Origin of the sequence: Hymenobacter yonginensis (assembly GCF_027625995.1) — a bacterium.
Taxonomy (GTDB): domain Bacteria; phylum Bacteroidota; class Bacteroidia; order Cytophagales; family Hymenobacteraceae; genus Hymenobacter; species Hymenobacter yonginensis.
The window spans coordinates 3,653,840-3,677,056 of sequence record NZ_CP115396.1 but is presented as its reverse complement, the minus strand read 5'-3'; the positions used below and the strand labels follow the sequence as shown (position 1 = coordinate 3,677,056).

Sequence of the window (23,217 nt, the reverse complement as noted above, 5' to 3'; positions counted from 1 at the left end):
GCCGCTACCCCAACCACTTCTCGTAGCAGAAAAAACGCAGGCCCGGCCGGAACGCCAGCGTGATTTCGCCGGCATAGCGGTAGCCTGGCTTCGGGAAAAGCCGTTGGGTAGCCTGGTTTTCGGAGTTGGTGTCTACGCGCAGTACCCGCAGGCCCTGCTGCCGCGCCAGCACCTCGGCCTGAGCCAGCAGCGTGGCGGCCAAGCCATGGCCCTGCGCCTGCGGATGCACGGCTAGGCGGTGCGTGACCAGAGCCGGCTCGGTGGCGTCCCAGTCGGCTTGGGCGTACTCGGCATCTTGGTCGTTGTGGGTGAGGGCGGCCACGGCGGCTACGCGGCCGTCCAGCTTGGCCACCCAGAGGTGGCCCTGGGCAATATCGCGCCGGAATACTTCTTCGTTCGGGTACTCTGCCGTCCACTGCCAGTTGCCGGCCGCATTCATCAACGGTACCACCTGCCGGATGAGGTCGAGAATGGCGGGTAGGTCGGCGGCGGTGGCGAGGCGCAGAAGTGTAGTCATACAGAGTACAGAGGAGGAACGAGCAGAAGAAACTGTGAAGCCAACCGCAGCCAGTTGAAACGCTTCCACGGGTTGTATAGCTCAGTTAACTATTTCGTTGGTGCCACTGAGTGGATGGAACAGCGTGGGGCGCAGCAGCTTGCCGGTACGCAAATACCGATCTACAAACACCTGGCAGCTCTGCAGCTTAACGCTGGCTTGCTGCGCCAACTGCTGCTGCTGCCGGTGCAGCGCGACAAGGTCGGGGGAGTGAAACTGTACCTGGGCCTCCAATGCCTGAGCCTGGGCAAAGTCTGCGGCTACTGCGGCCAGCATCTGCCGCAGCTCATCGTCGGACTTTTTGGGCAGAAACTGGTGGTTGTAGTACTCAATGAACAAGTTGAGCTTCTCAATGCCCGCATTGAATGTGTGCACCGATTGATTGAATGCCGCCTGCTGCCGGTTATCGAGGTGGATGAAGTAGTTATGCTCCTTCACCTGGTTGTTGCTGAGATAGTTGAAGATCAGGCCGCTCTTCACACCGTTCTGCTGCACGCGTCGGTTGGTAGCGCGCAGGCGTTGCAGCTCATCCTGCTGCTCATACGCCGCCACCGAATCGGGATAGTTGAAGGGGTGCTTCGGGGGCGGCGGCACTGTGCCCACCTGAAACTGCATGGGTGTACGTGGGGCTTTCAGCAGTTGCCACAGCGGGTCATAGGGCATGTGCGACTCGATGGCCTGCGCGGGCTTCATGCGAAAATAGTCGTCGCGGAAGACCACCAGCGGCTTGCCATTGACCGTCCGGGTTTGCAGGGCCCAAGTAGGGTCCATCAGGTACCACTGCCCATCAATGCGGGTGGCGCACCAAGCATGGCCCACTGGGTCGCGCAGGCTGGCGTAGCCCGGCACCATGTAGGATTTCAGCCCCGTCAGGTTGGTAATGGCAGCGTACAGCTCGGCATAATGGCGGCACACGCCTCGGCGCTTTTCCAGGGTTTCCTGCACCACCACTGCCGATTCGCGCTCAAACTCCAGCAGGTACATGTTCTCCCGGTCGTAGCGGATGTGGCGGGCTACCCAGCTAAACGCGGCCCGGGCCCGGTCGGATTCGGTGGTAAAATTGGCCGTGATGTAGCGGGCCAGCCCCGCCGCCGAGTGGGTCGAGGAGTCGGGGACCAACTCCATCTTGTGGTCAACGGCCGCGTAGGGCTCCGGGGATACTGGCGGCTTTTTGGGCTGTTGAGCCAGTGCTCGGGAGCCCCCTGTCAAGATCAACAGTGCTAGTCCTGTAAGGGGTATTAGTCGGCTCCGCAATTCCTGGTTCATCGTGTACGAGGGCTGGTTAGTACAGGCCCTGGAACAAAATTAGGCAGTAGTTGCGGCGCTTGCCACAACTACTGCCTATCCTGCAAAACTATTTGGCTGATCGAGACTTACCCGCGCCGCAGCACTTCGGCGGCTTCCTTAGCGAAGTAGGTCAGAATGGCGTCGGCACCGGCGCGCTTGATGCTGGTGAGGACTTCCATCATGGTTTTCTCGCCGTCGAGCCAGCCGTTCTGGGCGGCGGCTTTCACCATGGCGTACTCGCCCGATACGTTATAAGCCGTCACGGGCAGGTGGGTGTTGTCGCGCACTTCCCGAATCACGTCGAGGTAGCTCAGGGCCGGCTTGATCATCACCATGTCGGCACCTTCTGCTTCGTCGAGGGCCAGCTCGCGCAGGGCTTCGCGGCGGTTGGCAGGGTTCATCTGGTAGCTTTTCTTGTCGCCTTTTTTTGGGGCCGAGTCCAGCGCGTCGCGGAAGGGGCCGTAGAAAGCCGAGGCGTACTTGGCCGTGTAGCTCATGATGCTCACGTGGCTGAAGGCGTTGCTATCCAGCACGTCCCGAATCCAGGCCACGCGGCCGTCCATCATGTCGGAAGGGCCGATAATATCAGCGCCGGCGCGGGCCTGGGCCAACGCCATCTGGCCGAGCACCTCCAGGGTGGCATCGTTGAGAATCTCGCCCGATTCGGCATCCACTACGCCGTCGTGGCCGTCGGAGGAGTAGGGGTCCATGGCCACGTCAGTCATCAGTACCACATCCGGAAACTGGCGCTTAATCTCGGCTATGGTCTTCAGGTAGAGCCCCTCCGGGTTAGCCGATTCGCGCGCCAGCCGGTCTTTCAGGCCGTCGTTGATGCTCGGAAACGGCGCGAAGCTCTGGATGCCCAGCTCCACGCAGCGGCCCACCTCATCGATGAGTTTATCGGCTGAAAACCGAAAAATGCCCGGCATGGAGTGGATTTCTACCTGCTGGCTGTGGCCTTCAATCAGGAAGAGCGGGAAGATGAAGTCGTGCGTAGTCAGGCGGGTTTCCTGCACCATGTCGCGGATAATCTGCGACTTGCGGTTGCGGCGCGGGCGGTGCGTGGGGAGCTGGGGCATGAGGAAAGTCAGTTGGTAAGACGGGAGAGAACAACCGGCACAAAGGTAAGGTTGCCGGCGGCAGCTTTATTCGGCCAGCCGTTCCCGCAGGGCAACTCACATATTGAAGAACTCCTGAAACACCTCCAGCCAGGCATGCTTGCCACCCAGGCCCACGCCCAGGAAGTAGTAGCCGCCCAGCACCACCAGCGCCCCTACGCCCAGCCCCAGCCAGCCGCCCAGCAGCAAGCCCGCCACCACGCCACCCGCCACCAGCGCCACCCCCAGCACGAAAGCCCCGGAGTGCTCCAGCTGCGGCTCTTGCGGCCGCGAAGACTGGCGCCGCTGCCGCCGTAGCTGGTGGCTGGCTGCCTCCGTGGCTGCCGTCCGCAGCCGGGGCGCACGCATGGCGACTGCCCGGTGTGCGTGCCGTGGTGCTTTGGGCAAAGGATGCTTGGGCTGCTGACCATCAGCTGCCTGGCGGGCTGCCGGTGCCGCTACTACGGGTTCGGTCGGGACTGTTGCGGAAGCCGGAGTTACGGCCACGGGGGCCGGAGCTGGCGCGAAGCGGAAAGCAGCCTGCGGGCCGCGGCAACCGGCAGCCAGCAGCAGGCCGAAAAGAGAAAAACGGAAGTTCAATGGGCAGAGATAAAGCGAATGGATGGCCCAAGGTAGCCAGCCCTGCACGCTTTGCCATGCGCCGCCGGCCGGCTGCAGCCCCGAAAAGCAGCTGGCCGACGGCCTCACTCCCAAACAGGAAGTAAGGCCGCCGGCCAGATCAGCAAAATAATCAGAAGGAAACTGGTGCGCCCACGGCCGCCCGGCCAGGCCGGCTTACTGCTGCCGCCACACGGCCGCTTCGGCCGTGGTCAGGGAAACGCGGGTGGCTTGCGGGCCCTGCGAATCGTGCAGGAGCAGCACGGTGGTGGCCGTATCGGTAGGGGTGGCGGCTACGTGCCCGAATGGCCGGGCCTGGAAGGCTACCCGGCTGGTCTGGCAGCTCGCCAGCAGCAACAGTACGGCAGATAATACAACAATCAGCGGGCGAAGCGTAAACATAATCAGGTGCAGATGAAGGACTAACACGACAAAATTACGCCCTCTGGCGGTTCGCTGCTTTCCTACTCGACCAAGCCCCCGCCGCGCCCGACCAGCGGGCGGATGACCCTGCCAAAGCGCCTCCGCCCTTCACCCAAGCGCCCCCAAAACAGCCGTTGCCGGGCCGGACACCCATTGGTATCCAACCCGGCAACGGCTAGTGAGGCAATAAAAGAGAAGAGGACGGCTAGAACTCCAGAATCACCTGCTCGATAATGTCGCAGGCTTCGTGGAGCTGCTCTTCGGTGATGACCAGCGGGGGCGCGAACCGGATGATGTCGCCGTGGGTGGGCTTGGCCAGCACGCCGCGCTCCATCAGCGTCACGCACACGTCCCAGGCCGTGCGGCCGTCGGCGGCGGGCTTGATGACCACGGCGTTGAGCAGGCCTTTGCCACGCACCAGCTCCACCACGTCGGGGCGCTTGGCCATCACGCGGCGCATCCGCTCCCGGAATACCTCGCCCATGGCCCGGGCATTGTCGATCAGCTTTTCTTCCAGCAATACGTCCAGGGCCGCGCGCAGCACCACCGAGGCCAGCGGGTTGCCGCCGAAGGTGGAGCCGTGCTGCCCGGGCTGAATGGTGAGCATGATGTCGTTGCGAGCCAGCACCGCCGATACCGGCAGCACGCCGCCGCTTAGGGCCTTGCCCAGAATCAGAATATCAGCGTGCACGCCTTCGTAGCACACGGCCAGCAGCTGGCCCGTGCGACCCAGGCCCGTCTGAATCTCGTCGGCAATAAACAGCACGTTGTGGGCTTTGCACAGCGCGGCGGCCTTGAACAGGTAGCCCTCAGAAGGCACCATCACGCCGGCTTCGCCCTGAATCGGCTCGACCAAGAAGCCACACACGTGCGGGTCCTGCAGGGCTTCTTCCAGCGCCGCCAGGTCGTCGTAGGGCACCACCTGGTAGCCGGGCATGTAGGGGCCGAAGCCGCCGGTGGAGTCGCCGTCGGTGCTGAAGGATATGATGCCGGTGGTGCGGCCGTGGAAGTTGTGCTCGGCCACCAGAATGCGGGCCTGATTGGGCGCAATGCCTTTTTCCTGATAGCCCCACTTGCGGGCCAGCTTCAGGGCCGTTTCCACGGCCTCGGCCCCGGAGTTCATCAGCAGGGCCTTGTCGTAGTTGAACAGCTCGCAGAGCTGCTTTTCAGCCGCACCCAGCTGGTCGTTGAAGAAGGCGCGACTGGTGAGCGTCAGCTTCTGGGCCTGCTCCGTGAGGGCCCCGATGATGCGCGGGTGGCAGTGGCCCTGGTTGACGGCCGAGTACGCCGAGAGAAAATCGAAATAATGCTTGCCCTCCACGTCCCACAGGTGCACGCCTTCCCCGCGGCTCAGCACCACGGGCAGTGGGTGGTAGTTGTGGGCGCCGTACTGGTCTTCGAGGGCCATCAGCTCCTGGCTGCGGCTTTGCTGGGTGGTGGGGGCGGAGGGAGCGTGCATATGGGCAGGAGTTTGGGGGCAGATCAGCAAAAAGCGGTGAGCCGCCTACGCTGCCCACCGCCGAAAATTACGCAAAAACCCGCGCTTCGGCGGCCCGCTTCAGCGTGGCGCCGAGAGGCTGCCCAGCCGGTCTTCCAGGTCCAGGAACTTGCCCACGTAGTTGCCTTCCTCCGATTCGTCGGGGTGCAGAATCATCCAGTCCACGATGTCAGCCTCGTCGAACTCCTCGCGGTTGTTGCCTTCGGGCAGGTTGGTGCCCACTAGCCGGCCCGCCACCCGGCCATCCTGCCAGCTGTACACCTGCACCAGCTGCGGCACCCGGTTGGCGGCATCATCCAGCAGCGTGGCCGTTACAAACAGCTTGTCGCCGGTGGGCAAGCCCCGGTTGAAGCGCTGCCGGGCCTGGTTTAGCGTGCGCCGGGCCTCTTTCAGCGGGGCCGCGGGCAGCGTTTCGGCCGTGGTCAGCTGCAGCGCTAGGCGGGTGGCGGCCACCGGCATTTCGGGCTGTTGGGGGTGTGCTGCCGGCCCCGCCGCCAGCAACATCAAAAGCAGAATCCAGTACCGCATTCGGGCAGAGAATGAGCGTGAAACAACTGTTGAGTTTAATTATATAGTGGAAAGATACTATAAATGGCCGGTATGAGCACTTCCTGTTGCCCAACGTATCTTGCGGGCCCATTTGTGCCATCCGTGCCCGATTCCACCCCGCAACCGCTCCACCCCGGCGACTTCTACTTCACTCCGGAAGGCTACATGGTCTTTACGGAGCAGTACCACCTGCGCCGCGGCAGCTGCTGCGGCAACGGCTGCCGCCACTGCCCCTGGCGCAAAAAGGGCAAGCGGGATAAGTGATGAAGTAATGAGGTGACAGGTGATGAGGTGTAGGGCGGGCTGGTTGGTAAACTTGGATGGCGGAGCAGCCGCGTAGCGGCGACCGGTGCGCTGGCAGGCCTGCTGCCGCCACGTGGGTGAGCAGTGTGCGGCAGATTTGGCTGATGCACAAAAGCTTATCCAGGCTGAGGCGGGAGTGTGGAGAGGGTCGGCAGAAAGGGAAGACTTGGCCGCCAGGCGCCGGTCGCGAGGGCACTTGAGCTTGACGAAACAACAAAAAAGGCGTGCCTAGCGCCCGGGGACAACGCTTTTGCAACCCGCCTTTCGCCTGTTACGTGTCACCTGTCACCCTTCCCCGAAATGCTAACCCGCTATTTTTCAGTCAGTGGTTTTGCTTCTATCAAACTTATGCCGATATTTGCGGCCCCGTTTTTCCGCTTTGAAACCTCTAAGTTCCTGATATCATGGCCCGAGTTTGTGATTTGACCGGCAAGCGTACCCGCGTAGGTAACAACGTGTCGCACGCCAACAACAAGACCAAGCGCAAGTTCTACCCGAACCTGCAGAAAAAGCGCTTCTACATCCCCGAAGAGGATGCTTGGGTAACGCTGAAAGTAGCTACCAGCACCATCCGCACCATCAACAAGAACGGCATCATGTCGGTCCTGAAGAAGGCGAAGGAGCAAGGCTTCATCGTTTACTAGTCTGCCCCCGGCCGCTTCTCGGAGCGAATTGTATTCAGACGCGTACCCGCCCCGGAAGCAATTTCCGGGGCGGGTACGCGTCTTTGTTGTATCTGCCTGCTAGCTTCGTTGCCGTGTCCGTATTCCGTCTGACTTCCGCCGCCCGCTGCCTGTGGGCTTTCCTGCTGCTGAGCGCCTTGGCGCCGGCCGCCCACGCCCAGCGTGCCGCCGGCCCCGGCCGCCCCACCGACTTCCTCGACCCGGCCTTCCACAAAAGCCGGCGCGAGCAGCTGCGGCAGGCGCTGCCGGCGGGCTCGGTGGCGGTGCTGTTTGCCAGCCCGGTCCGCAACCGCGCCAACGACGTCAACTACCTCTACCACCAGCACCCCGACCTCTACTACCTCACCGGCTACGACGAGCCCGACGCGGTGCTGGTGCTGTTCAAGGAGCCCCAGACGCTGGGCGGGCAGGCGGGCGTCACGGAGGCGCTGTTTGTGCAGCCCCGCGACCCCAAAGCCGAACTCTGGACCGGCCGCCGCCTGGGCACCGAGGGCGCCAAGCAGCAGCTCAAGCTGCAGTACGTGGCCGACAACACGGCCTTTGCCACGGCTGATATCCGCTGGGCCAGCTTCGCACGCATCCACTTCCTGGACCTGCCCACCGACGTGCGCGACGATGCCCAGGACCCCGCCGACCTGTTCAACCTGGTAGCCGCCTTCCGCCGCCAGGCCGCCGTGCCCGCCGACTACGACGCCCGCCGCGAAGCCGTGTACCTGACCATGCAGCGCGAAGGCATAGTGAATGCCACGGCCCTGCGCCCCTACCTGGAAAACCAGATGAAAGCCCAGCCGGTGCTGGCCACCGACCCTTATGTGCTGGGCTACCTGCAGGCCACCACCGACGCTACCCGCCAGCAGGCCCTCACCACGCGCCCGCCCAGCCGCCACGAAAACACCACCCTCAACGACGCCCTGGACGCCCTGCGGGCCGTGAAAACGCCCGAGGAGCTGGCCTTGCTGCGCCGCGCCATCCGCATCAGTGCCGTTGGGCAGCAGGAGGTGATGAAGGCCGTGCGGCCCGAGATGGGCGAGATGGAAGTGCAGGGCCTGCACGAGTACATCTACAAGAAATACGGGGCTGAGTTCGAGGGCTACCCTAGCATCGTGGGCGCGGGCAACAACGCCTGCATCCTGCACTACGAAACCAACGACAAGCCTCGTCTCGGCAACGACCTGCTGCTGATGGACTGCGGCGCCGAATACCACGGCTACACCGCCGACGTCACGCGCACCGTGCCGCCCTCGGGCAAGTTCAGTGCGGCCCAGCGCCAGATCTACGAGCTGGTGCTGGCGGCGCAGGAAGCCGGCATCCGGGAGTGCCGCGCCGGCAACGAGTTCCGGGCCCCGGGCAAGGCGGCCCAGCAGGTAGTGGCTGCCGGCCTGCAGAAGCTGGGCATCATTGCCACGCCCGAGGAAATGCGCCGCTACTTCCCGCACGGCACCAGCCACTACCTCGGCCTCGACGTGCACGACCGGGGCGCCTACGGCCCGCTGCAGGCCGGCAACGTCATCACCGTAGAGCCTGGTATCTACATTCCGGAGGGCAGCCCCTGCGACAAAAAGTGGTGGAATATCGGCGTCCGGATCGAAGATGACATCCTCATCACCAACGCCGGACCCGAAAATCTGTCGAAGGAAGCGCCGCGCACCGTAGCCGATATTGAGGCCCTGATGGCCAAGCCCAGCGTGCTGGAGAGCCTGCAGCTGCCGAAACTCTAAGGTTCAATGGTTTGATTGTCAAATTGTTGACCAGCGGGACGTATTCCGGCGTCGTTAAAGGCCGGAATACGCAGCCATTCAACCATTTAACAATTAAACAATTAACAGCTTGCCTATTCCGAAAACCCTCGTACCTTTGCAGTCCTTAATCCCAAAACCCCCGTCGAGATGGCTAAGAAAGGCAATCGGGTGCAGGTGATCCTTGAATGCACTGAGCATAAAAACTCGGGGCAGCCGGGCACCTCGCGCTACATCACCACCAAGAACCGCAAGAACACTCCTGAGCGCATTGAGTTGAAGAAGTTCAACAGCGTGCTCAAGAAGATGACCGTTCACAAGGAAATCAAGTAATTGAGCAATGGCTAAGAAAGTAGTAGCAACCCTGAAAACTCCAGGCGGCAAGGACTGGGCTAAAGTCATTCGCGCCGTGAAATCGGAGAAAACCGGTGCCTATACCTTCCGCGAGGAAATGGTGCCCGTTGACAAAGTGCAGGATTACCTCGCCACCGGCGTTAAGTAAACCAGCGCCTTTGTGGCTCCCTGATTTGAAGTGAAGAAGTCCCGCCAGCGTGGGACTTTTTTGCGTTGTAGCGCGAAGCTCCAGCTTCGCGTGCCGCTGGTCGGCCCGTCGTGCGGGCAGGGCCAGCGTCATCGTCCATCGTCAGCAACGATGCGCGAAGCTGGAGCTTCGCGCTACTCTCCGCATGGGACTTTTCGATTTTTTCAAGAAGGATAAGGAAAGCAAGGAGCAGCAGCAGGCCCTTGATGAGGGGTTGCAAAAAACCAAAACCAGCTTCTTCGATCAGCTCAGCAAAGCCGTAGCCGGCCGCAACACCGTCGACGAGGCGGTGCTCGACGACCTGGAAACCATGCTGGTGCACGCCGATGTGGGCATCGACACCACGGTGAAGGTCATTGACCGCATCGAGAAGCGCGTGGCCCGCGACAAGTACGTGAGCACCTCGGAGCTGGACCGCATCCTGCGCGAGGAAATCGTGGAGCTGCTCGACGCCAACAGCGGCGCCACCGGCTCCCGCGCCATCCTGGATAGGCCCGATAGCCCCGGCTCGCCCTTCGTGATTATGGTAGTGGGCGTGAACGGTGTGGGCAAAACCACGACCATCGGTAAGCTGGCGCACCGTTTCCACTCGGCCGGTAAGAAGGTGGTGCTCGGTGCTGCCGATACCTTCCGGGCGGCGGCCGTGGATCAGCTCATCATCTGGGGCCAGCGGGTGGGCGTGCCAGTCATTTCGCACGGCATGAACACCGACCCGGCCTCCGTGGCTTACGACGCGGTGCAGAAAGGCGTGGAAATGGGGGCCGATGTGGTGATTATCGACACGGCCGGCCGCCTGCACAACAAGGTGAATCTGATGAACGAGCTGAGCAAAATCAAGCGCGTGATGCAGAAGGTGATTCCCGATGCGCCCCACGAGGTGCTGTTGGTGCTCGATGGCAGTACCGGCCAGAACGCCTTCCTGCAAGCCAAGGAGTTCACCAAAGCCACCGAGGTATCGGCCCTGGCCATCACTAAACTCGACGGCACGGCCAAGGGCGGCGTGGTCATCGGTATTTCCGACCAGCTCCAGGTGCCCGTGCGCTACATTGGCGTGGGCGAGAAGATGACCGATTTGCAGCTGTTCGACAGGACAACGTTTGTGAATTCGCTGTTTAAGAAATAGGCCCTATCATCCGGGTCGTCATTCCGAGCGGAGCGAGGAATCTCGCGTGCTGACGTTGCAGAAGTGACTCAACGTCAGCACGCGAGATTCCTCGCTCCGCTCGGAATGACTGTTTCTATACCCACGGTCCCGGCGCACAAAGAAACTTCCTCAGTAGGAAAAGGCGTTGCCGCCTGCGTACCTTTGCGGTCCGATTTTCGTCGCGGGCTTTAGGCAGGCAAGTTTCTCACTGATAAGAAATTGCCCGGCCACCCGCCTACCCAATCCAGCATGAAAGTAAGAAGCCAGCAGGCCAATAAAGTCAACGTCATCACCCTCGGCTGCTCCAAGAACATCGTGGACTCGGAGGTGCTCATGGGCCAGCTCCGCGCCAACCAGTTTGAGGTGACGCACGAAGCCGAGAAGAGTGACGCCAACATCGTCATCATCAACACCTGCGGCTTTATTGACAACGCCAAGCAGGAAAGCATCGACACCATCCTGCGCTATGCCGACGAGAAGGAAGCCGGCCGCCTGGAAAAGCTCTACGTGACGGGCTGCCTCTCCCAGCGCTACAAGGACGACCTGGAGGTGGAAATCCCGCAGGTGGATGCCTTCTTCGGGACTTTGGAGCTTCCCCAGCTGATGAAAACGCTGGAGGCCGACTACATGCACGAGCTGGTGGGCGAGCGGCTGCTGACCACGCCCAAGCACTACGCTTACTTCAAGATTGCCGAGGGCTGCAACCGGCCCTGCTCGTTCTGCGCCATCCCGCTGATGCGCGGCAAGCACATGGACCGCCCCATTGAGGACCTTGTGAAGGAAGCCAACCGCCTCGCCTCCATGGGTACCAAGGAGTTGATTCTGATTGCTCAGGACCTGACATACTACGGCCTGCAGCACTACGGCGAGCGGAAGCTGGCCGACCTGCTCCGCAACCTGTCGGATGTGAACGGTATCGACTGGATTCGGCTGCAGTACGCCTACCCCTCGCAGTTCCCGATGGATGCCCTGGACGTGATGAACGAGCGGGACAACATCTGCAAATACCTGGATATGCCCCTGCAGCATATTTCGGATAACATGCTGAAAACCATGCGCCGTGGCATCAGCAAGCGCCGCACGGTGGAGTTGGTGGACACCATCCGCCAGCGGGTGCCGGGCATTGCCCTGCGCACCACGCTCATTGCCGGCCACCCCGGCGAAACCCAGCAGGATTTTGAGGACCTCTACCACTTCGTGGAGGAAACCCGCTTCGACCGCCTAGGCATCTTCACCTACTCGCACGAGGACAACACGCACTCCTTCACGCTGCCCGATGATGTGCCGGCCGAGGTGAAGCAGGACCGCGCCGACCAGATCATGGAGCTGCAGCAGGGCATTTCGATGGAGCTGAACGAGGAGCGCGTGGGCCAGACCCACAAGGTGCTCTTCGACCGCAAGGAAAGCGGCTACTTCGTGGGCCGCACCCAGTACGACTCGCCCGAAGTGGACAACGAAGTGCTGGTGCCCGCCACCAAAGACACCTACGTGCGCCTCGGCGACTTCGCCCAGGTGGAAATCACGGAAGCTTCCGACTTCGACCTGTACGGTAAGCTGGTGTAGGTTTTTTTGAGCTGTTAGCTACTAGCTGTTGGCTGTTAGCTGGTGAAAGGTGTAGATGCCTCGCCAGCTGACAGCCAATTGCTTTTAAGGTTTTTTGCTGAGCCCGGAGAGCTATCAGCCAGCAGCTAAAAGCCAACAGCTTAAAAAAGCTCAGTTACTTTGTGGCCGCTGGCCGGTTATAGCCCGATTATCCTTCTCTCGTATGTCCGTCACGACTCTTTCGTACGCCGCAACCGGCGCGTTTTCCTCTTTGCTCACTGATTATCTGGGCCAAGCGGAAGCGCTGCAGCCCTTCTACCACCGCTTCCCCACGCTGGCCGCTTTCGAGGAGCAGATACAGGAAAAGCAGGCTCAGTACCCGCCCGCGGCCCGGCAGCGGCTCACGGCGGAGCTGCAGCGCCAGTACGCCGCGCTGCCCGCGGTGCACCCGGCGGTGCAGGCCAATCTGGAGCTGCTGGCGAAGGACACGACGTTTACCATCACCACCGGCCACCAGCTCAACCTACTCACCGGGCCGTTGTACTTCATCTACAAGATTGTAACGGCCGTGAAGCTGGCCCGGCAGCTCAAGCAGCAGTACCCGCAGTACGATTTCGTGCCGGTGTACTGGATGGCCACCGAAGACCACGACTTCGCCGAAATCAACCACCTCAATCTGTTCGGCAAGAAATACGAGTGGAACGCCGCCGACCAGGGCGGGCCCGTGGGCCGGCTGCCGCTTGGTGGCCTGAGAGAAGAGCTGCTCGACCAGCTGCCCGCCGATGTGCCGGCGCTGTTCCGCGAGGCGTATGAGCAGTCGGGTACTTTGGCTGAAGCCACCCGCCGCCTTACGCACGACCTGTTTGGGGAGTACGGGCTGGTGAGCCTGGATGCGGATGCGCCGGCGCTGAAGCAGGCGCTGGTTCCGGTATTGGAGCAGGAAATTCAGGCGCAGGCCTCCAACCAGGCCGTGCAGGCGGCCAACGCCCGCCTCGAAGCTGCTGGCTACAAGCCCCAGGTGTATTCGCGCCCCCTCAACCTGTTCTTCCTCACCGACGCCGGCAAGCGGGAGCGGCTGGAGTACGACGCGGCCCAAGATTGCGTGCAGATTACGGTGCGTAACACCGGCCACTGCCACACCCAGGCCGAGTTGCTGGCGCTGGCCCAGGAGCACCCCGAGCAATTCAGCCCCAATGTGGTGCTGCGGCCGTTGTATCAAGAGCTGCTGCTGCCCAACCTCTGCTACATCGGCGGTGGGGCGGAAGTGGCCTACTGGTTCCAGCTGAAGGGTGTGTTCGACCAGAATAAGGTGCCGTTCCCCATTCTGCTGCCCCGCAACTCGGCCCAGTACGTGGGCAAGGCCAACGCCGGCAAGCTGCGCAAGCTGGGCCTCACCTCACTGGACATTTTCCGGCCGCTACCCGAGCTGAAAAAGCAGGTGGGCGCCACGCTGGGTCAGGAGGAAGTGAGCCTGCTGCAGCAGCAGCAGCAATTGGCTTCTGCTTTCCAGCAGATGTCGGACCTCGCCCAGCGCCTCGATCCGACGCTGGTGAAAACGGTGGCTGCCGAACAACAGAAAGTAGTCGGCATTGTGCAGGGCCTGGAAAAGCGCCTGAGCAAAGCCGCCGAAGCCAAGCACGAAACCGCCTACAACCAGCTCACAGCCCTCAAAGACAAGCTGATGCCCAACGGCCACCTGCAGGAGCGCGAAGACAACGTGCTCAGCATCCTCATCAACAACCCCGGCTTTATCGGGCAGTTGCTGGATGCCTTCGACCCGCTGGCGCTGGAGTTTACGGTGCTGGAGGAGGAGTAGCGGCTCAAAAAAATACCCGCTCAGCCAACGGTTGGCCGCCGCCCGGTATCTTGCCCGCATATCCCTCACACTATCCGGAGTTTTATGCGGTCATTACGCCTTTCGATTACGCTCTTCATTCTGCTGCTGACAGTGGCCGCAGGTGCCGCGGCTCAGTCCATTAATGGCATCATCACGAAGGTTGGCAGCCAAGAGCCGGTGCCGTTCGTGAACATTGGCGTGCCGGGCAAAGCCGTGGGTACCGTGGCCGACGAACAGGGCCGCTACCGCCTGAGCGTTGCCGCTCCCACCGACACGGTGCGCATTTCCAGTATCGGGTTCCGGCCGCGCCGCCTGACGGTGCAGGCCCTGCTAACCCAGCCCAACGTGCAGCTTACCGAGGATGCCGTGGCTCTGCGCGAAGTGAAGGTGAAAGCCAAAGGCTACTTCCGGCGCACCCGCACGCTGGGCATCAGCACCAACTCCGAAAACTCTACCATTACGCTGGCGGCCACCGACCTGGGGGCGGAAATCGGGACGGTTATCAGCCTCAAACACAAGCCCACGAAGGTGCTCAACGCCAACTTCAACGTGGCCTACAATCGGGCCGGCGCGCTGAAGTTCCGGGTGAACCTGTACCGGTTGCTGCCCAACGGTAAGCCTTCCATGGAGAAGCTGGTGCAGCGCGACATCATCGTGACCAGCAGCGTGGCCAAAGGCCCGATTACCGTGGACCTGACCGCCGACCAGCTGATTCTCGACGACGACTTCTTTCTGGCGCTGGAATGGATTGGCGGAGCAGATGCGGCCAAAGTCACCAATGCCCTGGCCTTCTCCGCCAGCATCGGGTATACCAACAACGACCTGTACATCCGCACCACCAGCCAGGGAACTTGGGAGCGGCAGTCGGCCGGGGCGTATCTGGCAGGTATGCAACCCCGCGCCAGCTTCTACGTGACGGTGCAGGACTAGCGCTGTAAGCACTGGCCCGCCGACCATTCAAATCAGCCTGCGGTATATATTGAGGGCTTTTACGCCGCCCGCCGGCCTTATAACTGCAACCTATGTTTTCCCGGATCCGTGCTTTGTTTGGCGCCCCTACTGCCCGTGATTTGTCGTTTGGCCTGCTGGAGGCCCGGCAGCTGACGCCTTTGGTAAAGCAGGAAAAGTGGGACCAAATCGGGCAGATAGCGCTGAGCGTGACTTCGGATGAGCTTTCCCGCCTGCTGGACGGTATCTGCCTGACCGAACAATTCAATAAGCAGATTCTGCCGCTGGCAAAGGACCCAGAGCCGGAGTTTGCCCGGCTGGTGCTGGGAGCCTGGTACCTCTACCAGGCCTGGCAGGCGCGCTCCGGCCTGCTGGCCAAGGATGTATCGAAGTCACAGATGGAAGGCTTTGAGCACTACCTGCTGCTGGCCCGCGGGCTACTGGGTGGCCCTTTCGCCACCCCAGCCTTCCTCTGCGAAGCACGCGCCCGGCTGGTGCGGGTGGAAATGGGCCTGAGTGAGCCCGACCACGCCATGACGGCCTTTCACCAAAGCATTGCGGTGGACGCGCGCAAGTTCTGGGCCTACCACCACGTGTTCAAGCTGGCCTCGCCCAAATGGCTGGGCAGCGAAGAAGAGCTGGTGGGCTACATCCAGTCGGTGGAGGACGATGCGCTGCGCCACACGCTCTGGCTGATGTTTCTGGTAGAGGCGTACAGCGACGCCGACCTGGAAAATGAGTCATCGGCCCTGCAGCGGTGGTATCCGGCTTACCAGGAGCTGCTGGAAGAAGTGCTGGCGCAGCCGCAGCTGCCGCTGAGCAACACGTTGGTATCCATCTATGCCAATAACAACCTAGCCTATCTGTACCACTTAGTAGGGGAGCGGGAAAAGCGCAACGCCATTCTGGTAGCGCTGGGCGGTCATTTCCCCCCGTACCCGTGGGACTATTTCGGCATCGACGCCGGCAGCACCGTGGCAATGAAGGCCTTCCAACTGGCTCCTGCCCGTCGCCCATGACCAAAGCCGACCTGCGCCGCGAAGCCCTGGCCCGCCGCCGCGCCCTGCCCGAAGCCGAAGTGGCGCACCGCAGCGCCGCATTGTGGGAGCAGCTGCAGGCCGGTTTCCCGGTAGCGCAGTGGCAGTGGCTGCACCTGTTTCTGCCAATTCCGCAGCAGCACGAGCCCAATACCTGGCCGCTGATCCGGCAGCTGTGGGCGCAGCAGCCGCACTTGCAGCTGGCCGTGCCCGTGGTGCAGCCCGACGGCCACACGCTGCGCCACTTCCACCTCACGCCCGAAACGACGCTGGTAGAAAACCGCTGGGGCATTCCGGAGCCGGTAAGTGCCGCCGAAGTGCACCCCGCACAACTGGATGCCGTGCTGATTCCGCTGCTGGCTTTCGACGAAGCCGGCCACCGCGTCGGATACGGTAAAGGCTTCTACGACCGTTTTCTGACTGAATGCCGCCCCGACGCGCTGCGTATTGGCGTAAGCCTGGAGCCGCCGGTTGCGCGCATTACCGATGCCTGGGCCGGCGACGTGCCCCTGCATGCCTGCCTCACGCCCGAACGGGTGTGGTGGTTTTAGGCGGAGAGCCGCTGTAAGCCAGTTTTTTGTGTGGAGTAGATGTGCGTGAATGACGCCGATTCTCTACATTCAGGCTATGGCCCACATTCAATCCCCGCATTTCACCGGTCGCGCCCGTCGTGCCGGCCGCCGCCTTGCCTCGTCGCCCGATATGACCTCGATGGTAGGGCTGGGGTTTCTGCTGGTTAGCTTCTTTTTGATGGCGGCTTATTTTGCCCGGCCTACGGTTATGGAACTGGCGATGCCCGTGAAGCCAAAGCCAGAGGATATGGGCGCTGTTTGTGGTGGCTATCTGAATGTTATGACAGTATTGATTGATGCAGACGATAAACTTTACTGTTATCCTGGATTGGCTTCGGTGCTGTCTAAAGCCGATTTGAAGCAGACTGATTTCAGTGCTGAGGGCTTGCGTCAAGTGCTGTTAGAGAACAGGAAGAATCCGTATGCAGCGTTAGTCCTCATCAAACCCAGCAACCAATCGTCTTACCAAGCGCTGGTAGATGTGCTGGACGAAATGAACATTACGGAAACCAGCAATTACGCCATAGCAGACCTCACGGCAGAAGACGAGCAACTGATTGAATACGCGCAACAGATGAACCGTAAGCGCCTGTAGGTGGCGGTGGAGCCTACCATAGTGGTGTCAGCACTGGTTGACCAGCCGCAAACCCTGCAGGCGCACAATACCGACCTGCACCATAGCGTTGGCTGAATACAAACGGTATTCACTTAACCCCCAGCATCGTTATGGCCGACTTCCAAACCGCCGCCCCTGCCGCCCGTGGCTCGAAACCCCGCGTGAAAAAGTCGGCCTTCCGCCTCGATATGACCCCAATGGTGGATTTGGCGTTTCTGCTGCTCACGTTCTTCATGCTCACCACCACGTTTGCCCGGCAGAATGCCATGGACCTGACCATGCCCGCCGGCAAAGGCCCCGCCACCCCGCTCAAACAAAGCAAAGCCCTGACGTTGATTCTGGGCAAAGACAGCCAGGTGCACTACTTCTTCGGCCTGAACGATGCGGAAACCAAGCCGACGCTGCGTACCACCACGTTTAGCTCCGCTGGCCTGCGCCAGATTCTGCTGGACCGCCAGCAGCAGCAGCCTGCGCCCTTCGTGCTCATCAAGGCCGGCCCCGACGCCAAATACCGCGACCTGGTAGACGTGCTCGACGAAATGAACATCACCGACCAGCAGCAATACGCTCTGGTTGATTTCACCCCCGCCGACCAGCAGCTCCTCGACTACCGGCCCCAGGTGCGGCACTAGCCGCTACCGGCGCATGGCTCGCCGGCCCAACTGGTAGCACCCGTAGCCTACCCCGGCTATGGCGGCTAGGTGCAGCGCCCGCGCCAGCAGTAGCCAGCGGGCCGGAGCGGCCGCACTGCCGGCCGGAAACGCCGGCGGCACCGCCAGCGCCGCCAGTTGCGTAAGGGCGTCGGTGGCATAGTCGGCCCCAAGCAGCAGCAGCAGGCTGGCCGCTACCAGCACGGCATATGTCAGGCGCGGACTGCGCCGCCACAACGCCGTGCCTGCCAGCGCCAGCAGCAGCATAGGCAATAGCAGCGCCAGCACCAGCCAGTAAGGCGGCAGCACGATGTAGGTGTTGTGCAGCTGAATATCCAGCTGCGGCTGCAGCAGCGCCCCGAACCCCACCAACAGGCCGGCCAGCACAACGGCCACCACTCCGCAGCCCAGCAGCAAAAGCAGAAAGCGGCGCGTCATCAGCGGGGCAAAGCGGGCAGCACCTGCACCTGCGAGATGCGCGCCTGCCCCCACGGCGCAATACTAACCGTGACCTGCAGCGGCTGCGGGCGGCGCAGCTGGCGGCGCGCTTCCTCGGGTAGGTAGTAGCGCTCCAGGCCGTAGCGCAGGCGCATGCTGCGGCGCCACGTTTCCTGCACCCAGCCGCGCAGAACAGTCTGGCCGGGGCCGATGGCCGGCTGCTCCGGGTGCACAGCCACGGCCTCGTAGACGCCTTGGCGCTGCTCCAGCACCACGTACACCGGGGCTTTGCGGCGGGGCACGGCGCTGCCCTTCCAGAGGTGGCCGGGCAGCTCACTGATGAGGTAGCGCAGCTCCAGATAATCGTGGAAACGCAGGTCGCGCGGGTCGGCGGGGGCGGTGCGCAGGGTGATGGTGGTGCCCAGTTGCTCGGTGGCGTAGCCGGCTCCGGCCACCGCCAGCACAAACAGCAACTGCGCCACCACCAGCCCCCACAGCCAGCGGCGCCGCCGGGGCTCGGGCAGCGTGTGGCTGGGCCGAACGATGGCCGTGGCTACCTGAGCGCCGGCCGCCGCAGGTATGGGCGTAGCAGGCGCGCTCATGGCTTGGAAGCTTCAGAGGTTGAAAACGTGCGCGCTGCCCGGCGGCGCAGCCACCAGCTCAAACCTAGCAGCAGCCCGCCGCCCAGCAGAAAAAACAACGACTTATCCATGAAGCCCCACGTCAGCTTGAAGTAGGCTACGGCGGTGGTCAGGATGAACAGCACGGTGCCCAGCGTCACCCGGTCGGGGTTTTGCTCCTGGTGGGCGCGCCAGAGCACGGCCCCGGAATAGGCGTACAGCACCACCAGCGTGGCCACGGCCAGCGGCAGTCCGCCCGTGAAATAGAAGCCCGGCAGCAGCAGCAGCCAGTCGGTGAGACTGCCCAGGCGGCCGCGCCGCTGCTTGCCCACTGCCGACAGCGCCAGTACCACTCCCAGCGCCGCCAGATACGGCAGCATAGGCGCCCGCAGCCGCCCGGCATAGATGTCCGACTCGCCGAACAAAGCCAGCCCCAGCGTGAACACAAACGCGGCTACCAGCGGCGGCCCCTGCAGGGCGCGGCCGGCCGGCCGGTCAGGCTGCCAGTCGCCGAAAGCGTAGAGCAGCATGGCCGGCAGGAAAAACCAGGTGATTTTGATGTGCAAATGGCTGATGAGCAGCGCCGCCTGCCAGAGTAGCCCCGAGGCCAACACCGCCCCCAGCACCGAATCGGGGCGGCGCCACCAGTAGTACCCCAGCCCGCCCGCCGTGAGGCCGGCCGTGAGGTAGCTGAACGCCCCCAGCTGCCCGGTGTTGTAGCCCTGCACCAGCCCGCCAATCACCACGGTCAGGATGAACAGGAACCGGCTGCCGTACACCCACGTGAGGGCCACGCCCGCCACTGCCCACGCCACCAGCCCCGACAGGTCGTAGCCAATGAGCTGGTACATCTGGCTGGTGAGTAGGATGCTGATGCCAAACAGCAGCAGCCCCAGCCCCAGCAGCCCCATGCCCAACGACTCGTACTGGCGGCGCAGAAAGTACTCGGCGGCGGCGTAGGTGCCGGCCAACGAGCCCAGCAGCAACGCCAGCCGCACCACTTCGGGCAGGCCCTGCCAGTTGGCCGCCACCACGCTCAGGGCGCTGAGCAGAATCAGGAGGCTGCCCAGCAGCGGCAGCAGCGCCAGGGGCGGCCGCTCGGCCGGGTACAGCGCCAGCAGCTGCACGCGCTGCTCTTCCGCAATGATGCCCCGCTGCACCCAGTCCCGCCCGTCGGTTTCCAGTACTCTTCGACTCATAATGGCTGCAACTTAAGCAGCAAATGATAGTGTATCTCGCTTAGGTTGTTAAAGTTTGATGAACCAATATTCTATTGTGCTCTTTCTATAATTATTGTCTGCAAATCTTCAATAGACAAAGGTGGGTTTGATGTGTGAAGCATAGCATGGCAGTTTGGGCATACTGGTCTCAAGTCTTTTATCGGATCAATTGAGTGATGTTTCTTGATATCTGATATTTTATTTAAATGGTGAACATGAATAAAGTATTCTCCAATTTTACCATAATAACTTGTGAAATTAAAATTGCAAACACAACAAGAATGTCCATAATGCTTTAAACATGCAGCTCGTGCATTTGGGTTTCTCTCATACTGAGTTTGTATAATTTGGTAAGGCGTGCCTTCATGGAATTCGGCTTCCTCATCATTATGCGATACTGATTCTGGTTTGAACAACCTTATAGAAAATTTTTCATCACCAATTTTGTGAATTTCCCAAATGCCATGTCTATTGGGGACATAACAATGCAATGTCTTGTCATTGTCTTCAAAAAATAAATCATATTCAGAATTTGAATTAGTCAGTCGGGGGCGCTGATTTTCAGACCAATGTATTCTTGAATTATGATTAACTGTCAGAAGTTGAATCTGGCAAATAATTGTGTGGTCTTTTACGTTTTGCCACTTAGTGTGTATGTATTCTTTTATTTCTCTTCGACTTGCTTTACCGCTGTGTGCCTCCACGGCCTCTTTAACCATTCTCCATACTGCAGGTCTTTCCATATTCTGTGGTTTATATTATATTAAGATAAATGCTTACCCCCGCTTCCAGGCCCGCGTCATTTCGCGCTTGCCGGGCGGGCCCGGAATCCGCTCTACCTGCCAGCCAGCGGCCTGCAGACTGCGCTTGAAGCTGCCTTTGGCGCAGTAGCTCACCAAGCAGCCGCCCGGCGCGGTGGCGGCGTACAACTGCCGGAAGATGTCGTCGGTCCACATGTCGGGCTGCTTTTCGGGCGCGAAGGCGTCGAAGTAGATGACGTGGTAGGTGTCTTCGGCCAGGGGCGTGTGCTGCAGCTCGCCGGCCAGCTTCAGCAGCGCAAACTGCGGCGTGAGGGCCACTGGCGTGTTCCAGCCGGCAGCATGAATCTGCTCGTGGTAGTCGAGCAGCTCGGGGTTGAGTACGTAGCGCTCCACGCCCAGCTGCCCGATAACGGCCGGTGGCAGCGGGTACTTCTCAATGGTATCGTAGAAGATGGGGTGGGGGCTGGCCAGGCTGTACTGCAGCGTGAGCAGGGCGTTCAGGCCGGTGCCGAAGCCAACTTCCAGCACCCACACCATGCCCGTGGCGGCGGCCATCACGGGGGCTAGGCCCGCGCCCAGGTACACGTGCTGCGCCTCCTGAATGGCGCCGTGGGTGGAGTGGTAATGTTCGTCGAGGGCGGGCACGTACAGCGTGCTGGAGCCGTCGGCCGTGGTGCGGACTTCTACGGTAGGGGTGAGCATACGGGAGCGGTTGAGGAGCAGGTGTGTAGGCAGGCAGGAGCAGGCGAGGCGGGGCAGCAGCGGCCGGCAAGAAAACGCCCCGTTTGCCTCGTTCTCGTCACCCGGCCTGCAAGCCGTGCGTAGGAAGGCTACCCGTTTTTCTTATCGTTCCGCTACATGGCCCGCATCAAAGTAAATCTACCGGAAACTTTCCGCTTTTCCAGCACCCTCGCCGTGCGCATCACCGACCTCAACTACGGCGCCCATCTCGGCAACGATTCGCTGCTGGGGCTGCTCCACGAGGCCCGCGTGCAGTTTCTGCTGCACCTGGGCCGCCCCGAGGTCGACCGCGCCACCGGCCGCGGCCACATCATGGCCGACGTGGCCATCGAGTACAAAGGCGAGGCCTTCCACGCCGATACGCTGCGCGTGGATATGGCCGTGGCCGACCCGCACAAGTATGGCTTCGACATCGTGTACCAGGTCTGGAACCAGGAGCAGCGCGAAATTGCGCGGGCCAAAACCGGCATGCTTGCCTTCGACTACACCACCCGCAAGCTGCTGCCCCTCACCGAGGCCGAGCTAACCCATCTGGCGGGCTGACAGCCAGGCCGGCAGTAGCGCGAACTTTGCGGTTCGCGCCCCCGCGCCGCAAGCGCCATCTGAGCCGTGCGGAGGCGCGAACTGCAAAGTTCGCGCTACTGCCCGATTTCCGTGGAACCCAACTGCCTCGCTCGTTGTATCTTTGCGCTATGATGATTGACCTGCCCGTAGTTTCCAAGCGCGACATCCGCAAACTCACCCCCGACGAGCTCAAAACCTTTATGGTGGAGCACGGCGAAAAGCCCTTCCGCGCCAAGCAGGTGAGTGAGTGGCTCTGGAAGAACACGGCCGGCACGTTTGAGGAGATGAACAACATCAGCCTGGCCACCCGCGAGCTGCTGGCGAAGCACTTCGTCATCAACGGCGTGCAGGTGCAAAATCAGCAGCTCTCCAACGACGGCACCATCAAATCGGCGTTCCGGCTCTTCGACGGCAACATCGTGGAAGGCGTGCTCATCCCGCACGACACGCGCATGACGGCCTGCATCAGCTCGCAGGTGGGCTGCTCGCTCACGTGCAAGTTCTGCGCTACCGGCTACATGGACCGCAAGCGCAACCTCGACGCCGCCGAAATCTACGACCAGGTGGTGCGCATCCGCGAGCAGTGCGAGGCCCAGTACGGCACGCCGCTCACCAACATCGTGTACATGGGCATGGGCGAGCCGCTGCTCAACTACGCCAACGTGGTGAAAAGCATTGAGCGCATCACCGCCCCCGACGGTCTGAACATGGCCCCGCGCCGCATCACGGTCAGCACCGCCGGCATTGCCAAGATGATCAAGAAGCTGGCCGACGACGGCGTGAAGGCCAACCTGGCCCTGAGCCTGCACGCGCCCAACGACACCAAGCGCAACGAAATCATGCCCATCAACGAGGCCAACTCGCTGGCTTCGCTGGAAGACGCTCTCAAGCACTACCACCAAGTAACGGGCCGCAAGGTCACCTACGAGTACATTGTGTTCGAGAGCTTCAACGACACACTGCAGGACGCCGAGGAACTGCTCCAAATCACGAAGTGGATTCCGTGCAAGGTGAACCTCATCGAGTACAACCCCATCGAAAACGCCGACTACAAAAACACTGGCGAGGTGAAGCTCATGGCTTTCCTCAAGTACCTGGCCGACCGCGGCGTGCAAACCAACCTGCGCCGCAGCCGCGGCAAAGACATCGACGCCGCCTGCGGGCAGCTGGCCGTGAAGGAGAAGTCGGAGGCGGCGTAGGCTGCACCTACTCATGCAAGTAAAAGGGCCCGGCATT

The 23,217-nt window shown here is 61.7% G+C and carries 27 protein-coding genes; 15 read left to right on the top strand and 12 right to left on the bottom strand.

The genetic code is table 11. The features are described 5' to 3' along the window. Positions 1 to 4: 4 nt before the first annotated feature. The 7 genes from O9Z63_RS15930 to O9Z63_RS15900 all read right to left on the bottom strand — a co-directional run bounded on the left by O9Z63_RS15930 (position 5) and on the right by O9Z63_RS15900 (position 6,007). A complete protein-coding gene (locus O9Z63_RS15930) occupies positions 5 to 517 on the bottom strand; it encodes a GNAT family N-acetyltransferase (protein WP_270126326.1) in 513 nt (170 codons plus the stop codon). Between the two features lie 81 nt (positions 518 to 598). Then, the gene (locus O9Z63_RS15925) at positions 599 to 1,681 is read right to left on the bottom strand and encodes a transglutaminase domain-containing protein (RefSeq protein ID WP_270126324.1); all 1,083 of its coding nucleotides are present in this window, start codon (positions 1,679 to 1,681) and stop codon (positions 599 to 601) included. A gap of 248 nt (positions 1,682 to 1,929) precedes the next feature. After that, positions 1,930 to 2,922: a porphobilinogen synthase gene (gene hemB, locus O9Z63_RS15920; RefSeq protein ID WP_270126322.1), complete on the bottom strand. Its 993-nt coding sequence runs from the start codon at positions 2,920 to 2,922 to the stop codon at positions 1,930 to 1,932. Between the two features lie 96 nt (positions 2,923 to 3,018). Continuing rightward, positions 3,019 to 3,309 carry a hypothetical protein gene (locus O9Z63_RS15915; RefSeq protein ID WP_270126320.1) on the bottom strand — a complete coding sequence of 97 codons (291 nt, stop codon included), beginning with the start codon at positions 3,307 to 3,309 and terminating at the stop codon, positions 3,019 to 3,021. 426 nt (positions 3,310 to 3,735) lie between these two features. After that, a complete protein-coding gene (locus O9Z63_RS15910) occupies positions 3,736 to 3,960 on the bottom strand; it encodes a hypothetical protein (RefSeq protein WP_270126318.1) in 225 nt (74 codons plus the stop codon). A gap of 226 nt (positions 3,961 to 4,186) precedes the next feature. Then, the gene (gene rocD / locus O9Z63_RS15905; RefSeq protein WP_270126316.1) at positions 4,187 to 5,440 is read right to left on the bottom strand and encodes an ornithine--oxo-acid transaminase; all 1,254 of its coding nucleotides are present in this window, start codon (positions 5,438 to 5,440) and stop codon (positions 4,187 to 4,189) included. 99 nt (positions 5,441 to 5,539) lie between these two features. Next, on the bottom strand, positions 5,540 to 6,007 hold the full coding sequence (locus O9Z63_RS15900) for a hypothetical protein (protein WP_270126314.1): 468 nt from the start codon (positions 6,005 to 6,007) through the stop codon (positions 5,540 to 5,542). Positions 6,008 to 6,130: 123 nt separating this feature from the next. On the opposite strand from O9Z63_RS15900, the gene O9Z63_RS15895 reads away from it, so the two are divergent. The 13 genes from O9Z63_RS15895 (at position 6,131) to O9Z63_RS15835 (ending at position 17,619) form a co-directional block, all read left to right on the top strand. Continuing rightward, a complete protein-coding gene (locus tag O9Z63_RS15895; protein WP_270126312.1) occupies positions 6,131 to 6,292 on the top strand; it encodes a DUF5522 domain-containing protein in 162 nt (53 codons plus the stop codon). A gap of 443 nt (positions 6,293 to 6,735) precedes the next feature. Further along, a complete protein-coding gene (gene rpmB / locus O9Z63_RS15890; protein ID WP_044015540.1) occupies positions 6,736 to 6,975 on the top strand; it encodes a 50S ribosomal protein L28 in 240 nt (79 codons plus the stop codon). 113 nt (positions 6,976 to 7,088) lie between these two features. Beyond that, positions 7,089 to 8,732 (top strand): aminopeptidase P N-terminal domain-containing protein, encoded by a 1,644-nt coding sequence (locus O9Z63_RS15885; protein WP_270126310.1) that lies wholly within the window; start codon positions 7,089 to 7,091, stop codon positions 8,730 to 8,732. A gap of 168 nt (positions 8,733 to 8,900) precedes the next feature. After that, entirely contained in the window at positions 8,901 to 9,083 is a 183-nt protein-coding gene (gene rpmG / locus O9Z63_RS15880; protein WP_044510387.1) for a 50S ribosomal protein L33, read from the top strand. A gap of 7 nt (positions 9,084 to 9,090) precedes the next feature. Further along, complete coding sequence (locus O9Z63_RS15875; RefSeq protein WP_071843814.1) at positions 9,091 to 9,252, top strand: DUF4295 domain-containing protein; 162 nt, start codon at positions 9,091 to 9,093, stop codon at positions 9,250 to 9,252. A 184-nt stretch (positions 9,253 to 9,436) separates the two neighbouring features. Beyond that, a complete protein-coding gene (gene ftsY / locus O9Z63_RS15870; RefSeq protein ID WP_044015542.1) occupies positions 9,437 to 10,414 on the top strand; it encodes a signal recognition particle-docking protein FtsY in 978 nt (325 codons plus the stop codon). Positions 10,415 to 10,684: 270 nt separating this feature from the next. Beyond that, positions 10,685 to 11,998 carry a 30S ribosomal protein S12 methylthiotransferase RimO gene (rimO, locus tag O9Z63_RS15865; RefSeq protein ID WP_270126307.1) on the top strand — a complete coding sequence of 438 codons (1,314 nt, stop codon included), beginning with the start codon at positions 10,685 to 10,687 and terminating at the stop codon, positions 11,996 to 11,998. Between the two features lie 202 nt (positions 11,999 to 12,200). Further along, positions 12,201 to 13,793 (top strand): bacillithiol biosynthesis cysteine-adding enzyme BshC, encoded by a 1,593-nt coding sequence (gene bshC / locus O9Z63_RS15860; protein ID WP_270126306.1) that lies wholly within the window; start codon positions 12,201 to 12,203, stop codon positions 13,791 to 13,793. An 84-nt stretch (positions 13,794 to 13,877) separates the two neighbouring features. Beyond that, positions 13,878 to 14,744 (top strand): carboxypeptidase-like regulatory domain-containing protein, encoded by an 867-nt coding sequence (locus O9Z63_RS15855; protein ID WP_270126305.1) that lies wholly within the window; start codon positions 13,878 to 13,880, stop codon positions 14,742 to 14,744. A gap of 92 nt (positions 14,745 to 14,836) precedes the next feature. Next, positions 14,837 to 15,781, top strand: coding sequence for a hypothetical protein (locus O9Z63_RS15850; RefSeq protein ID WP_270126304.1), 945 nt, complete (start codon positions 14,837 to 14,839; stop codon positions 15,779 to 15,781). Then, positions 15,778 to 16,350: a 5-formyltetrahydrofolate cyclo-ligase gene (locus O9Z63_RS15845; protein ID WP_270126303.1), complete on the top strand. Its 573-nt coding sequence runs from the start codon at positions 15,778 to 15,780 to the stop codon at positions 16,348 to 16,350. The genes O9Z63_RS15850 and O9Z63_RS15845 overlap by 4 nt, the downstream gene beginning before the upstream one ends. 76 nt (positions 16,351 to 16,426) lie before the next feature. Continuing rightward, positions 16,427 to 16,966, top strand: a complete 540-nt coding sequence (locus O9Z63_RS15840; protein ID WP_270126301.1) for an ExbD/TolR family protein — start codon at positions 16,427 to 16,429, stop codon at positions 16,964 to 16,966. Between the two features lie 131 nt (positions 16,967 to 17,097). Next, positions 17,098 to 17,619 carry an ExbD/TolR family protein gene (locus tag O9Z63_RS15835; RefSeq protein WP_270126299.1) on the top strand — a complete coding sequence of 174 codons (522 nt, stop codon included), beginning with the start codon at positions 17,098 to 17,100 and terminating at the stop codon, positions 17,617 to 17,619. A 3-nt stretch (positions 17,620 to 17,622) separates the two neighbouring features. Here the strand turns inward: O9Z63_RS15835 and O9Z63_RS15830 are convergent, their stop codons facing one another. From O9Z63_RS15830 to mnmD, 5 genes are all read right to left on the bottom strand, one after another. Continuing rightward, entirely contained in the window at positions 17,623 to 18,075 is a 453-nt protein-coding gene (locus O9Z63_RS15830; protein ID WP_270126297.1) for a hypothetical protein, read from the bottom strand. Beyond that, a complete protein-coding gene (locus O9Z63_RS15825; RefSeq protein ID WP_270126296.1) occupies positions 18,075 to 18,677 on the bottom strand; it encodes a GDYXXLXY domain-containing protein in 603 nt (200 codons plus the stop codon). Before O9Z63_RS15825 ends, O9Z63_RS15830 begins: the two co-directional genes overlap by 1 nt. Next, positions 18,674 to 19,894: a DUF2157 domain-containing protein gene (locus tag O9Z63_RS15820; protein WP_270126294.1), complete on the bottom strand. Its 1,221-nt coding sequence runs from the start codon at positions 19,892 to 19,894 to the stop codon at positions 18,674 to 18,676. The genes O9Z63_RS15825 and O9Z63_RS15820 overlap by 4 nt, the downstream gene beginning before the upstream one ends. A gap of 71 nt (positions 19,895 to 19,965) precedes the next feature. Next, positions 19,966 to 20,658 carry an HNH endonuclease gene (locus O9Z63_RS15815; protein WP_270126293.1) on the bottom strand — a complete coding sequence of 231 codons (693 nt, stop codon included), beginning with the start codon at positions 20,656 to 20,658 and terminating at the stop codon, positions 19,966 to 19,968. A gap of 33 nt (positions 20,659 to 20,691) precedes the next feature. Then, positions 20,692 to 21,378 carry a tRNA (5-methylaminomethyl-2-thiouridine)(34)-methyltransferase MnmD gene (gene mnmD, locus O9Z63_RS15810; protein ID WP_270126291.1) on the bottom strand — a complete coding sequence of 229 codons (687 nt, stop codon included), beginning with the start codon at positions 21,376 to 21,378 and terminating at the stop codon, positions 20,692 to 20,694. A 156-nt stretch (positions 21,379 to 21,534) separates the two neighbouring features. Here mnmD and O9Z63_RS15805 point away from each other — a divergent pair, with 156 nt between their 5' ends. Next, on the top strand, positions 21,535 to 21,960 hold the full coding sequence (locus O9Z63_RS15805; protein ID WP_270126289.1) for an acyl-CoA thioesterase: 426 nt from the start codon (positions 21,535 to 21,537) through the stop codon (positions 21,958 to 21,960). A gap of 152 nt (positions 21,961 to 22,112) precedes the next feature. After that, positions 22,113 to 23,180 (top strand): 23S rRNA (adenine(2503)-C(2))-methyltransferase RlmN, encoded by a 1,068-nt coding sequence (gene rlmN, locus O9Z63_RS15800; RefSeq protein WP_408613903.1) that lies wholly within the window; start codon positions 22,113 to 22,115, stop codon positions 23,178 to 23,180. Positions 23,181 to 23,217: the final 37 nt, after the last annotated feature.